General features: G+C 67.2%; 13 protein-coding genes and 1 pseudogene. 8 read left to right on the top strand and 6 right to left on the bottom strand.

The genetic code is table 11. The features are described 5' to 3' along the window. Positions 1-25 precede the first annotated feature (25 nt). Entirely contained in the window at positions 26-775 is a 750-nt protein-coding gene (locus ABZ396_RS29660; protein ID WP_358917615.1) for a methyltransferase domain-containing protein, read from the top strand. Positions 776-909: 134 nt separating this feature from the next. On the opposite strand, the gene ABZ396_RS29665 is transcribed toward ABZ396_RS29660, so the two are convergent. Next, the gene (locus ABZ396_RS29665; protein WP_358917617.1) at positions 910-1,707 is read right to left on the bottom strand and encodes a DUF427 domain-containing protein; all 798 of its coding nucleotides are present in this window, start codon (positions 1,705-1,707) and stop codon (positions 910-912) included. Between the two features lie 511 nt (positions 1,708-2,218). Between ABZ396_RS29665 and ABZ396_RS29670 the strand changes: the two genes are divergently transcribed. Both ABZ396_RS29670 and ABZ396_RS29675 read left to right on the top strand, forming a co-directional pair. Then, positions 2,219-2,353 carry a hypothetical protein gene (locus ABZ396_RS29670; RefSeq protein ID WP_358917680.1) on the top strand — a complete coding sequence of 45 codons (135 nt, stop codon included), beginning with the start codon at positions 2,219-2,221 and terminating at the stop codon, positions 2,351-2,353. A gap of 313 nt (positions 2,354-2,666) precedes the next feature. After that, positions 2,667-3,161, top strand: coding sequence for a cupin domain-containing protein (locus ABZ396_RS29675; protein WP_358917682.1), 495 nt, complete (start codon positions 2,667-2,669; stop codon positions 3,159-3,161). 95 nt (positions 3,162-3,256) lie between these two features. Here ABZ396_RS29675 and ABZ396_RS29680 read toward each other — a convergent pair whose 3' ends face one another. The 3 genes from ABZ396_RS29680 to ABZ396_RS29690 form a co-directional block, all read right to left on the bottom strand. Beyond that, positions 3,257-3,877 (bottom strand): DUF5134 domain-containing protein, encoded by a 621-nt coding sequence (locus ABZ396_RS29680; protein WP_358917619.1) that lies wholly within the window; start codon positions 3,875-3,877, stop codon positions 3,257-3,259. A gap of 58 nt (positions 3,878-3,935) precedes the next feature. Then, positions 3,936-4,406 carry a cupin domain-containing protein gene (locus tag ABZ396_RS29685; protein WP_358917621.1) on the bottom strand — a complete coding sequence of 157 codons (471 nt, stop codon included), beginning with the start codon at positions 4,404-4,406 and terminating at the stop codon, positions 3,936-3,938. Between the two features lie 902 nt (positions 4,407-5,308). After that, the gene (locus tag ABZ396_RS29690; RefSeq protein ID WP_358917684.1) at positions 5,309-6,928 is read right to left on the bottom strand and encodes a ubiquinol-cytochrome c reductase cytochrome b subunit; all 1,620 of its coding nucleotides are present in this window, start codon (positions 6,926-6,928) and stop codon (positions 5,309-5,311) included. Positions 6,929-7,358: 430 nt separating this feature from the next. On the opposite strand from ABZ396_RS29690, the pseudogene ABZ396_RS29695 reads away from it, so the two are divergent. The 5 genes and pseudogenes from ABZ396_RS29695 to ABZ396_RS29715 all read left to right on the top strand — a co-directional run. Beyond that, positions 7,359-7,814: pseudogene (locus ABZ396_RS29695) on the top strand (SDR family NAD(P)-dependent oxidoreductase); the annotation flags it as partial. Positions 7,815-8,021: 207 nt separating this feature from the next. Next, complete coding sequence (locus ABZ396_RS29700; protein WP_358917686.1) at positions 8,022-9,722, top strand: FAD-binding protein; 1,701 nt, start codon at positions 8,022-8,024, stop codon at positions 9,720-9,722. A gap of 151 nt (positions 9,723-9,873) precedes the next feature. Continuing rightward, positions 9,874-10,620 (top strand): SDR family oxidoreductase, encoded by a 747-nt coding sequence (locus ABZ396_RS29705; protein ID WP_358917623.1) that lies wholly within the window; start codon positions 9,874-9,876, stop codon positions 10,618-10,620. A 106-nt stretch (positions 10,621-10,726) separates the two neighbouring features. Continuing rightward, a complete protein-coding gene (locus ABZ396_RS29710; protein WP_358917625.1) occupies positions 10,727-11,059 on the top strand; it encodes a hypothetical protein in 333 nt (110 codons plus the stop codon). 220 nt (positions 11,060-11,279) lie between these two features. Next, entirely contained in the window at positions 11,280-11,873 is a 594-nt protein-coding gene (locus ABZ396_RS29715; RefSeq protein WP_358917627.1) for a hypothetical protein, read from the top strand. A 56-nt stretch (positions 11,874-11,929) separates the two neighbouring features. Here the strand turns inward: ABZ396_RS29715 and ABZ396_RS29720 are convergent, their stop codons facing one another. After that, positions 11,930-12,274: a hypothetical protein gene (locus tag ABZ396_RS29720; protein ID WP_358917628.1), complete on the bottom strand. Its 345-nt coding sequence runs from the start codon at positions 12,272-12,274 to the stop codon at positions 11,930-11,932. A 62-nt stretch (positions 12,275-12,336) separates the two neighbouring features. Beyond that, the gene (locus ABZ396_RS29725) at positions 12,337-12,609 is read right to left on the bottom strand and encodes a hypothetical protein (protein WP_359186355.1); all 273 of its coding nucleotides are present in this window, start codon (positions 12,607-12,609) and stop codon (positions 12,337-12,339) included. Positions 12,610-12,774: the final 165 nt, after the last annotated feature.

Raw genomic sequence — 12,774 nt, forward strand, 5'->3', positions numbered from 1 at the left:
GGGCACCACCCACAAGACTCGGGCCATGACCGCTTCCGACCCGCCGCAGGGGCTCGCCTGGGACACCCCCGCGGCCGCGGCCGCCTACCGCGACCGTGACATGAGGCTGGCCCGGCAGCTGATCTTCCCGGCGGTGCTGGACCGCGTCGGCACTTCCCCGGGCCCCGGCGCAACCGTCCTCGACATCGGCTGCGGCACCGGCGCACTGGCCCTTGAGCTCGCCCGGTCCGCCGGCTGGTCGGTGCAGGGCGTCGATCCCTCGGCACACATGCTGGACATCGCCCGCGCCGACCGTCCCGACCCACGCGTCGACTACCGCCTCTTCGACGGCCGTTCCCTGGCCTGGATCCCGGACGGCAGCATGGACGCGGCCGTCTGCTGCCTGGTCTACTGCACCGACCCCGACGACGCCCGCCTGGCAGAGCTCACCGCCGAGATCCACCGCGTCCTCCGGCCGGGCGCCCCGTACATCCTCGCCGACCTCAACCCCGGCGCGGTCGGAGAACGGTTCGCCACACTGCGCTACGGCCAGCCCGGCGCGTCCTACGCCGAAGGGGTGCCGGTACCCACCGAGTTGCGCCGGCTCGACGGCGGCTGGGTCACGACGGTCTGCCACTTCCGTCCACTGTCCGCCTACACCGCTCTGCTCACCGGCGCCGGTTTCGCCGCACCGGACATGGACACCCCGGCCGTACCGGAGTCCGAGCGGGCCGTCGGATGCGGGCTCGCCCCGTACCTGGTGCTGAGCGCCGTCCGTGCCCCCGCCCACGACTGAGTTCGGGGATGCGACCGGTCGGGTGCGACAGGTGGGACGGGCGGCCCAAGACCGGACTGGCCGCTCAGGTGTGACACGTCACGAGAAGAACGGAGATGTGGCCGGTGGCCGGTTGCCGAAGCTGCCGCCGAGGCTCAGCCGTTGTGCTGGGAAGCGTGACCGATGAAGGAGGTGGGCTTCGGCAGCAGGACGCCGTCGACGTAGAGATCGACGTGCTCGTTGTAGAAGGCGGCCAGGCCCGCGATGCGGTTCGCATGGATGGTCGGGAAGTCGTATGCCCAGAGGATGTCCTCGTGGGAGGCGGTGCCGCTGTCGAAGGACCAGTAGCCGCTGGTCGTTCCCTTGTACGGGCATCGCGTCACGGTGTCCGTGCGCCGCAGCCGAGCCCAGTCGACGTGCATGCGGTCAAGGTAGTAGCGCGTCGGCAGGCCCGTCTCGAACAGTTTGACGCAGTAAGGCGCATCGGCCAGGACCTCCCCGTCCACCTCCACGCGGACACTGCTCGAGGAACGCAGCGCGTCCACGCGGGAGTACGGGCTCCTGGGGTGTACGAAGACCGGTTCGTCCTCCTCGAACCAGGAGTCCAGTGCGTCCCATTCGAAGCGGACGGTGTCGTGCAGAGGCTCCGGGGAGTCCGCGCCCCACACCCACGCCGCGCCCTCGCGGACCTCAGAACCGACCTGCAGAGTGTGGCGGTGCGCGGTGCCTGCACCGTGATGCTCGGTGTGCTGGTCGTCGACCAGCACACCGGTGGTCAGGTCGGCCACCGGGATACTGAACTGCGGGTAGGCGCGCCACTCCCACACGTAGAGAGCACGTCGGGTGTCGAAGACGACGACGCCTCCGATCACTCCTCGGACACGGCGCGGTACGGGCTCGACGTGCCCGACCGGCACGATCAGGCTCGGGTGCAGAACACTTTCGTCTGCCATGGTGCCACCTCGGTTTCACTCGTTCCGTGCGCGCCGTCCTTGTCCGCCTTCGCGACGCACGGAGGCTGCCGCGCGTCGTCGGGCAGGCGACTCGAATCCTGCCGATGGTACACATTGTGAACGCGACGACCTCGTCATAGACAACACTGTTCACTATGTTGTGTCTTCGCTGTTCCACCGGGAAGAACATCGCGTCGCGTCGCTGTTGCCCTCACTGGAAGCGGGTTCCTCACGAACAGGAGACAGCACATGGCGGACCGAGCCGGACTGGCGGCTGCCTTTCTCCGGGCCCGGCGTGAGTCGCTCCAGCCCGAGGAGGACCGTTTGCAGGACACACCGGCCCAGGTGGTCAACCATCTGGGCGGGACTCTGAAGCAGACGCGGCCGGCTGGCGCTGCTCGGCGACGAGACGGCGCACACGGGGCTGGCGCGCAGTGCCCACTACCGGTGATTCACCGACCCCGCCTCCCGTCTGACCCGTCCTGAGCGCGACCACGCCGAACACAGCCGTCTGCCGGCGGCAGATCTCCACGGCGCCTACACCCGCGACGGCAGCGGCTCCCGCACCGCCGAACTCGTGGGGGCACTCCAGCAGGACAGTGCCGAGTTCGCCGATCTGTGGCGCGGACACCCGGTGCTGGGCTGACTGTGCACCGAAGCGCTTTCGGCATCCGCAGGCCGGGACCATGGAACTGCAGTGCCAGACTCTCGTCGTACCCGACCAGTCGCTACGTTTGCTTGGTCTTCACCGCGACGCCCGGTACCGAGAGCCACCACATGCTTCGCCGTCTGTCCGTCGTGGGCCGCTCCTCGGAAGCGGCAACGGCAGCAGCGCTCTGAACGTACTGCCCGAGCCGCTGTCACAGTCCGGCGGAGGTCCCGGTCAGTTGGTTGAACAGCGTGTTGTCTTCGTCGGTCCGCGCCTCGGCGATCGGTCGATTCAGCGAGAACAAGGAATGGTGAACATGTCGTATCCGGAGCAGAAGTACTGGGGCGAGCGCGGTGAGGTCAGCGCATCCTTCCGTCCGGCCACCACGCCCGCCGACCTCGGTCGGGGCGACAGCGGTGGGGACGCCATCCACTATCTGGCGAACACCTCGACCACGCGGGGTGAGTTCGGGCTGTACCGGGTGGAGATGAAGCCGAAGGCGGGCGGCCCCAAGACCCATTTCCACAAGACGATCTCGGAGTCCTTCTACATCCTCGAGGGCACGGTGCGCCTGTTCGACGGTGAGCGGTGGATCGACGCGCAGAAGGGAGATTTCCTTCATGTGCCGCAGGGCGGGCTGCACGCCTTCCGCAACGACTCCGACGCTCCAGCCGACATGTTGCTTCTGTTCACACCCGGGGCGCCACGCGAGGAGTACTTCGAGCAGGTGTCGCAGCTGGCACATGCCACCGAGGAGGAGCGTACGGCGTTCTTCGACAAACACGACTCCTACTTCGTCGACTAGGGTCCGCCTTCAAGGATCGAGGCCCACAGCTGCCGGGGCTTCTGCGCCACCCGCGCGAACGCGGCATCGCACACACCAACTACGGGAGCCGGCGGTCAGTGGGGCATCAGCAGCATGATGGCCGTGCCCAATGTCGTCGATCCGTCCCAGAAATGCTCGTAGGGTCCCGCTCTCTCAGCGGTGTTCGGGGCCCTACTCAGGGCAGGCATGACGCGGATCAGTGACCGCAGCGCGCATGCCAGGAGGTACAGCGCCAGTACGGCGGTGGCGGCCTGGGCCAGGTTGGACGGGTGCACGGCGTGGCCGGCGAGGGTGGCGTGGTGAGCGGCCATCGGCAGACTGGCCACATTCTCATGGGACGGGCCGGCCGCTGGGTGCGAGGCGCGGGCCGTCCATGCCATCGCCGCCATGCCGGCCGCGTAAGGCAGTCTTCTCGAAGTGGCGGCCAACCGGGACTCCTGCTGCCGTCGGTCGGCGGTGAGCGGGAACCACAAGGCGGCAGGCGCGAAGAACGCCACCGCTCCAGGCTGGTGCAGCCATGTAACCCAGCCCCACGGCATCGCCGCCATGGCCGAAGCCATGGCGGCGTGCAGCAGGTTGTCGCCGCGTCCGCGCCACCCCGTGTCGCGGGACAGCACGCCCCGGCGCAGCCCGTGGATCGCAGCGGCCGAGAACAGCGCGCTCAGCATGCAGTACACGACATCACCGGCACTCACGCTGGATCACGCCCTCCTCCCGGGCGGCCGGCTTCGTGCAAAGCCGGCACGTCATGGGTCAGGCCGTGGGCCGGGGAGCGCGCAGGTGGGCGCGCTGCTTGAGCTCCTCCTCGTCGACGAGTTCGAGCATGGGCTTGCCCGGCGCACACATCATCGTGACCACGAACTCGGTCTTGGCATCGGTGAGGGCGTTGCCGTCCTGATAGTGGATCGCGTCGCCGCCCGGCTCCCAGAACGTGCCGCCGGCCTCGACGATGCGCTCGGGCTCACCCTCCAGTTCGAAGCGGACCGCGCCCTTGACGACATAGCCGAACGCCGGTCCGGAGTGGCGGTGCGGCGGAGTTCCGGGGTCGCCGGGCTCCCACTCCACGTGGATGGTCATCGCCGAAGCCCCTTCGGGGATGGTGATCGGCGCGGCGTCCTGAAGCAGTTTCGCCGCTCTGGTCCAGCTCGGCCCGTCCTCGCCACCGGCGCCGTGACCATGCCCGTCGTGCCCGTGTCCGTGACCGTGCTGTGAGTTCTCCGACACTGTGTCGCACCTTCCATGGGTTCACCACGCTGTGACGGCACGCCGACCGCTCAACACGTGGTGTGCGTAGTCGGTCCGAGGACCGTTTACTGAACATGACCGCACACCTGATGGATCTGTGACATCGAGGCGTTGGCCAAGGTCCGCCGTGCCCGCTCTCCTACAGTGTCACCACAACAGGCCGAGTCCTGTCGTGGCTGTACGGAGCCCGTCTCGATGGAGCACGTCGAACTCGCCGCCGGGCTGTCGGCCGCCCGCGGCCAGCTACGGGCGGCGGACGGCACGTACGACCTGGTGGTCCACGGCTGGCCGGTGCCCCAGGACGAGTAGTAGTCCTGCCCGACCCACCGGCTGGGCACCCTTGCTGCCTCCGGCGCAAGCACCGTCACCGGCCCGCAGAAGAGGCTCGGCGAGGAGGTCGCGGAGGACGAGCCGCTGCTCGAGGTGTCTCCGGGCTGCCGCCGACGATGTGTCCGCTACCGGCCAGAGGACGACGGTCGGCTTGTGCCGCTGCGGCTGCCCCTTGTCCGCGTTCGCCGGGGCGACCGTGGTCGCAAGAAGACCTGCGGCGATTCCGGCGGCGGCCAGGACGGTGAGAGGGGTACGGGAACGACGGTAAAGAGTGCGGTTGTTCATGACTTTGCCCTTCGAGTGGTGGGTTGCTGACTGGGATGTCGCGCGGCTCGCACGCTCGGCGCGGGGATCGCGCAGGGCGAGCCGGGGTGCGTGGCCGGGCAGTTGTGCTCTCTGGGCCCGGACTGATCAGAAGCTGCGGCATCGGCGCAGGGCTCGGGCCGAGTTGTCTGACGCGCGCCGGAAAGCTGACTCGGCACGGGCGGTAGGAGCCCGGTCTTGAGGTGACGGCTGTTCAAGAAACGCTGCTGCGCGGGCTGGCTGGCGCCTTAGGACGGGTGACGACTGGTGATGTCCTTGTACTCCCGGACCGTGGGCTTGGTGATCTGCGCACCCGGACCGTAGAACCCGCGGCTGAGCTTGGCCCGCAGCCTCTGGGTACGGCTCGGTGTGCCGGCGATGGCCGGCTGCCCGGCCACGGCTTCCAGAGGCCGGTACTGCTCGTGCGCGGTGAGGGCGTGCAACTCCTGCTGGCTGAGCGGTTCGTGGATCTCGGTGAACCCGCCGTTCGGCAGGCGCTTGATCACGCCCGTCTCGCGACCGTGCAGGACTTTGTCGCGATCGCGGCGCTGCAGCCCCAGGGCCCAGCGTTTGGTGACGTGGTAGGCGACAACGGGGACGACGAACAGGCTGATGCGTACGGTCCAGGTGACGGCGTTCACCGAGACGTACAGGTGCGTGGCGATCAGGTCGTTGGCAGCGCCGAAGAGGGCCACCAGGTAGACGCTGAGCCATGCCACGCCGAGCGCGGTGCGCACCGGGCGGTTGCGCGGCCGGTCCAGTACGTGATGTTCGCGGTCGTCGTCGGTGACCCAGGCCTCCAGGAAGGGGTACGCGCCCATGGCGAGGAAGAGCGACATGCCGACCAGTAGGGGCACGAGGTTGTCCAGGGCAAGGGGGTGACCCCAAAGGTTCACCTCCCAGCCGGGCATGACGCGCAGGAAGCCGTCGGCGACGCCCATGTACCAGTCGGGCTGGGATCCCGCGGAGACCTGGTCGGCACGGAATGGCCCGTAGTTCCAGATCGGGTTGATCTGAGCGACGGCCGCCAGGAAGAAGACCACCCCGGACACCAGGAAGAAGTATCCGCCCGCTTTGACGGCGTATACCTGAAAGGGCAGGCCGACGACGTTGGTGTCGGTGCGGCCGGGCCCTGGGTACTGGCTGTGCCGATGGCGGACGGCCAGGGCCGCGTGCGCGACGATGAGGACCGCCATGAGACCGGGGATGACCAGGACATGGAGCGTGTTGAAGCGGGCGACCAGGTCGTGCCCGGGGAACTCGCCGCCGAAGAGGAACACCGACAGGTAGGTACCGACGATCGGGATCGACAGGATCGTTCCGTTCACCACTTGCAGACCGGTGCCCGACAGAAGGTCGTCGGGCAGGTCGTAGCCGGTCAGACCGGCGAACATGGCCAGGATCAGCAGAGAGAAGCCGAGCACCCAGGTGACTTCGCGGGGCTTGCGGAACGCGCCGGTGAAGAAGACGCGCAGCATGTGCACAAGTATGGCGGCGACGAAGACCAGGGCTGCCCAGTGGTGGGCCTGGCGGACGAGCAGGCCGCCGCGGACGTCGAAGGACATGTGCAGGGTGGAGTCGAAGGCCTCCGACACCAGTTGGCCCTTCAGGGGCGTGTAGGAGCCGTCATAGGTCACGATGGCGGAGGAAGGATGAAAATACAGGCTGAGGTAGACGCCCGTGATGACGAGGATGACAAAGCTGTAGAGGGCGATCTGTCCGAGCATGAAGGACCAGTGGTCGGGGAACACAGTGCGTTTGATCGAGTGGACCAGACGGCGGTGACCCAGGCGGCCGTTTGCCCAATCGGCGAGATTCTCCCCCCTACGCTCGTGCTGCGGCCCAGCCGGCCGGATCTCCTTGCCCATCTTCATCACTCATTTCTGCATCACACTGAGCGCGGCACGTTGTGAGGTGATCGACCTCGCGACCTCGTCGGCCGCGGACCTTTGCTCCTGATCTCCGGCACGAGAGCTACGCGGGTGATGCGGGCCTTGGGCAGCCGGGGCCGCCCGGCCCGTGTGACCGCGTCCGGGTCGCATGATTTCGGCGCCACGGCCGACATGGACGCGTGTGTGGCCGCACTGATCCGGTCAGGTCTTGACTGCTTCCACTGGTATGACCGGTCAGTCGACAAAGATGTGACATGACGGGCCGGGCGGTGGGCCGCCGGCGTACAGGCGACCGCACCGCCGGCGCTTCAGAGCCGCTGGCGCCCTGTGCCGTTCCACATGGCTGACACGTGTGTGCGCGGGCCCGTCGGTGGGCTTACTGCCACTGCTTCCAGCGCTTCTCAGGATGAAAGAAGTGACCGTTCCCGACTTGCGGGGAAAGCTCGCCGTGGTGACCGGAGCGAGCGACGGCATCGGCCTGGGACTCGCTCTACGGCTCGCCCGTGCCGGCTCCGACGTGGTGCTGCCCGTTCGCAACGAAGCCAAGGGTGCCCGCGCGCTCGAGCGGATCCACGCAGCCGCCCCTCGCAGCAACGTCTCGACTCGCGTCCTTGACCTGACCTCACTCGCCTCCGTCGAACGCCTCACCGACTCCTTGAAGCAAGAAGGGAGACCGATCAATCTCCTCGTCAACAATGCCGGAGTGATGGCACCGGCCACACGGCACGTGACGGAGGACGGATTCGAGGTGCAGTTCGGCACCAACCACCTCGGTCATATGGCGTTCACCGCGGGCCTGATGCCGTTGCTAAGGGTCGGCGACGCCCGCGTGACGACCATGACCAGCAGCGCCGCAAGGAAGCCCCGGGGCCGCTGATCTCCCGGGATATACGGTCGCCGCCTCCGAGTGGACGCCGCACACCTGACTGCTTGCCCCGGCGCATCGTGCCACCCGCCTCAGAGGGAGTCCGACGCCCGTGTCACAGATTCCGGTGCGGCCTGGTCGTAGTGGATGACACACCCAGCGATCGGAGCAGTCGTGGCTATCTCGGAAAAGCGTCTATCCACCATGGTGCTGGTCATCGGCACCGGCGGAGCCGGTCTGCGGGCATCGATCGAACTGGCTGAAGCCGGGGTGGACGTCCTCGCGGTCGGCAAGCGCCCCAAGGAGGACACCCACACCGCCCTCGCAGCCGGTGGGATCAACGCGGCCCTGGCCACCATGGATCCCGAGGACAGCTGGCAGCAACATGCGGCCGACACGCTCAAGGAGAGCTACCTGCTCGCCGACCCCCGCACCGTCCAGATCGTCACCCAGGGCGCTGCCTTGGGCATCGACGACCTGGAACGCTACGGCATGGCCTTTGCCAGGGAGGACGACGGCCGCATCTCACAGCGGTTCTTCGGTGCGCACAAGTTCCGACGCACCGCCTTCGCCGGTGACTACACCGGCCTGGAGATCCAGCGCACGCTCATCAGGCGAGCGACCCAGCTCGACATCCCTGTGCTGGACAGCGTCTACATCACCCGCCTCCTGGTCCACGACGGTGCCGTGTTCGGGGCTTACGGCTTCGACCTCAACAACGGCACGCGCTACCTCATCCACGCCGACGCGGTCATCCTTGCCGCCGGCGGCCATACCCGTATCTGGAGGCGCACGTCCTCACGGCGTGACGAGAACACCGGCGACTCCTTCCGCCTGGCCGCGGAAGCGGGCGCCCGCCTGCGCGACCCCGAACTCGTCCAGTTCCACCCGTCCGGGATCATCGAGCCGGAGAACGCGGCCGGCACCCTGGTCAGCGAGGCCGCGCGCGGGGAGGGCGGCGTTCTGCGCAATGCGCTCGGCGAGCGGTTCATGAAGCGCTACGACCCGGTGCGCATGGAGCTCTCCACCCGCGACCGCGTGGCGCTGGCTTCCTACACGGAGATCAAGGAAGGCCGGGGAACCGCGAACGGCGGCGTCTGGCTGGATGTCTCTCATCTGCCACGGCAGACGATCATGAACCGGCTCCCCCGCGTGTACCAGACGCTGTTGGACCTGCAAATGCTTGACATCACACGCGAACCGATCGAGATCGCGCCCACGGCTCACTACTCGATGGGCGGGGTGTGGGTACGGCCGGAGGACCACAGCACCGACGTCCGGGGGCTGTACGCCATCGGCGAGGCGTCCAGCGGACTGCACGGCGCCAACCGTCTCGGGGGCAACAGCCTGATCGAACTCCTCGTCTTCGGTCGCATCACCGGCCAGGCGGCCGCCGCGTATTCCCAGGGACTCACCGCTCAGGTGCGCTCGGCGTCGGCGACAGCGCAGGCCCGTGAGGAAGTCGACGCCCTCCTCACCGCCGACGGGCCGGAGAACGTCCGCGCCCTGCAGCGCGCCATCCGCAACACCATGACGGAACACGCGGGCGTGGTACGCGAGGAGTCGGGACTGCGGGCCGGTCTGGAAGAACTCCAGGTGATCGAGAAGAGGATGGAGGACATCGGCGTCCATCCGGACATCGCCGGCTTCCAGGATCTCGCGCACGCCTTCGATCTCAAATCCGCCGCCTTGGCCGCCCGTGCCACCCTCGAGGCGGCAATCGAGCGTCGTGAGACCCGTGGGTGCCACAACAGGAGTGACTATCCGGACATGGATCCGGCTCTCCAGGTCAGTCTGGTGTGGTCCGCTGCATCTGGCATCACCCGCGAGCCCATTCCGGCGATCCCACGGGAGATCTCATCCCTGATGGAAGAGGTCTCCACCGAGGGCAAACTCGTCGAATGACTCACCGCCGTACGACTCCTTCTCACCTGCCCGATGTCACAACGAGAACGGCTGCTCTGTCTCTACTGGTACGGGCACATGCGAAGGGCGCGGGTGAGCAGCTCACCGCAGGGTGCTCACCGCACCACAAGGGAATTCGAAAGGACTTCTTATGAAGGTTGTAGTGATCGGCGGAACCGGGCTCATCGGTTCCAAGGTGGTCGCCAAACTCAATGACCACGGCCACGAGGCAGTTCCTGCCGCGCCCAACACAGGAGTGAACACACTGACGGGTGAGGGGCTGGCCGACGTTCTGCAGGGGGCCTCGGTCGTGGTCGACGTCTCGAACTCCCCTTCCTTCGACGACGACGCTGTCATGGAGTTCTTCCGTACCTCCACGACCAACCTCCTCAAGGCGGAGGCGGACACGGGCGTGGCTCACCACGTGGCCCTCTCCGTCGTAGGCACCGAACGTCTCCAGGAGAGCGGCTACTTCCGTGCCAAGCAGGCTCAGGAAGACATGATCAGTGACTCCGGGATCCCGTACTCGATCGTCCACGCCACGCAGTTCTTCGAGTTCGCGAAGAGCCTGGCGGACTCGGCGACTACGGACGACACGGTGCATGTCGCCCCCATCAAGATCCAGCCCATCTACTCCGGCGATGTCGCCGCTGCAGTGGGCCGCACGGCCGTCGGCGAACCTGTCAACGGCATCGTGGAGGTCGCCGGCCCGGACACGTTCGAGCTGGAGGACTTCATCCGGCAGGGCCTTGCCGTCAAGAACGACCCCCGGACGGTCGTAACCGACCCGCACGGCCTGTACTGGGGTGCCGAACTCCAGGAATCCGACCTGCTTCCCGGCCCGGATGCGCACATCGCCGAGACCCACTACGGCGACTGGAGCGCGCAGCAGCGGTAGGCGTGGAAAGGGCCCTGCCGGCGGGAGGGCCCTTTCCACGGGTCTCCACCAGGAAGACCGTTTTCCTTTTGAGACAGCCATGTCGTTTTCACAGGAGTGAGACGGCATGGCGTCGGCATCCCGACCTTGCTTTCACGAAGCGTTCACCTCGCGCCGGATGCCACAACAGAGTTGCATCGGCGCCCGCTTTCCGGATTCCCTCACAGAGGGGCACACCATGACCCTAGCTACCGAGAACCGCATTGACATAGCGGTCACTGTCGCGTCATTGGCCGCCGAAGCCGTCCAGTTGCAGAACCGCGTCGACGAACTGCGGCAGGAACTGGCGAACGTCGACGAGCGGCTGTCAGCCATTGCCGGTGCCCTGAGCCGGCCTTGTTCCGACGGAGTGGCCGTGGGCCGGCATCACGTGTCCGGACTTCTACGCTGTGAGCCCTGACGAACTGGGTATCCGAACACTCGTAGATGCAACACACGGGCTACCACTGTGAGGCGGATCGGCTGCTGTACGTCGTTCATCTCCACGTGGCGCCGACCGGCATGTCTGCAGGCAGACAGCGTTACTGCATATGATGCCGGGTGAACACGTTCCCGCGTCCAGGGCCGAGAGGCGCCGCATCGAGCCGGGCGTGGCGGGATGATGACGATGAGAGGATCACATGGTCTCTGGGAGCCGCACAGCGCAGAGCATCGAGAGTGCCACGGGCAGCCTTCACGAGGACCTGGCTCGCTTGCGGGTCCAGAAGCAGGCGCTGGAAAGGGAACTGGCCGCGGTCGTGGCGCATCTCGACTCCGTCCAGAGAGCTCTCGGTGCCCTCGAGATCCTGATGGTCAGTCCGGAGGCCGAGGCCTCGACGCCCACGGCCGAGGCTGCGGCTGCGGCTGCGGCCGCCGAGAAGGAGCCGTCCGTGACGGCCACGGATTCCGAGGTCGACAGTGGATCCGCCGAGTCTTCCGGTATCACACTGCCGCAGCCCTTCAAGCCGCACAGCGCCAAGAAAGTGACACCTTCCGTCGCCTCCGGCACGGACATCGACAAGCAGCGAAAGTACGGCAAGATCACCGAGCAGATCATGGACTACTTCGCTGGTGTCGGTGACGTCGACGTGCGAGCGCGTGATGTCGCCGCGGCTCTGGGCCGGGACACCGACAACGGAAGCATCAACGGTGTCCGCAGCACCCTTGACCGCCTCGTCGGCACCTCCCGCATCCAGCGCACCGGCCGGGGCCTGTACCGCGCCGTCCGCTCCTAGCTCGGCCAGGCTGACTCATCGCCCTCTCGCCGCTCGTTGCCCTTGAGCCAACACCTTCACCTTGTCGTTGACAGAGTCACAACGAGACACACGCCTATGAGCAGCGTGGTGATCAGGGCCATGGCGATCAGCGTTCCGCGCCGCCACGACCCGAAGCGGGCATGGTGCCGCTCTTCAATCACGCTGATGCTGTCAGCTATGTGCTCGGTCACCACATGGGCCACATCTCTCTGATCGTCGAGATACCAGGACTCGATGTTCCGCTTCTGCTCCTGGGTGAGACCTGGCACCCGTGCGGTCAACTGAGCGACGCGCCGATATGCCGCGCGCAGGTGCGCCTCCCGGTACAGATAGTTCTCGATGTCGGTCAGGCCGCGAGTGGCCTCCTCATGTGCGTCCATGGGGTACTCCAGGATGGGGAAACGGGAAGCCCGGCGGTGGCAGCACGGCCTGGCTGGATCGATCACGGTGCGGCCGCGGGTGCCGGGCGGCTGCCGGGCCAGTCTGTGAAGCGCGCCCGCGCGATGTGCGCGTCGGCCCCGGGAAGCAAGTCCCTGCCCCGGAGTCCGGCACCGAGGAGCGGGCTGCGCCAGTCGGTGAAGACGCGGCGGCCTTCGGGGTCTTCGGGCAGGACGGCCCGCACGAATGTGTCGAGCCGGAACTGTTCGGGTCCAGCGATCTCGCGGACGCCGAACAGGGGTGTGAAGACAGCTGTATGAGCGAGCGACGTGGCCACTTCCGCGCACGAGACCGGACGGATCTCGGCCGGCGCCACCCATACGATCCAGTCTTCGGTGGTCGCGGCCGCGATGTCCTCAGCGGATTCAGACAGTTGCGTGCAACGGGTGATCGAGTACGGGACTCCCCGCCCAGGGGTCCGCCGTCGTCGAACACCACAACC

The organism is Streptomyces sp. NPDC005866 (assembly GCF_040629895.1).
GTDB lineage: Bacteria > Actinomycetota > Actinomycetes > Streptomycetales > Streptomycetaceae > Streptomyces.

What these genes read in the sequence shown, in the direction of transcription:
- ABZ396_RS29660 (WP_358917615.1), top strand. Translation starts at nt 26, where the DNA reads ATGACCGCTTCCGACCCGCCGCAGGGGCTCGCCTGGGACACCCCCGCG.
- ABZ396_RS29665 (WP_358917617.1), bottom strand. Translation starts at nt 1,707, where the DNA reads ATGGCAGACGAAAGTGTTCTGCACCCGAGCCTGATCGTGCCGGTCGGG.
- ABZ396_RS29690 (WP_358917684.1), bottom strand. Translation starts at nt 6,928, where the DNA reads ATGGGCAAGGAGATCCGGCCGGCTGGGCCGCAGCACGAGCGTAGGGGG.
- ABZ396_RS29700 (WP_358917686.1), top strand. Translation starts at nt 8,022, where the DNA reads ATGGTGCTGGTCATCGGCACCGGCGGAGCCGGTCTGCGGGCATCGATC.
- ABZ396_RS29705 (WP_358917623.1), top strand. Translation starts at nt 9,874, where the DNA reads ATGAAGGTTGTAGTGATCGGCGGAACCGGGCTCATCGGTTCCAAGGTG.
- ABZ396_RS29710 (WP_358917625.1), top strand. Translation starts at nt 10,727, where the DNA reads ATGGCGTCGGCATCCCGACCTTGCTTTCACGAAGCGTTCACCTCGCGC.
- ABZ396_RS29715 (WP_358917627.1), top strand. Translation starts at nt 11,280, where the DNA reads ATGGTCTCTGGGAGCCGCACAGCGCAGAGCATCGAGAGTGCCACGGGC.
- ABZ396_RS29720 (WP_358917628.1), bottom strand. Translation starts at nt 12,274, where the DNA reads ATGGACGCACATGAGGAGGCCACTCGCGGCCTGACCGACATCGAGAAC.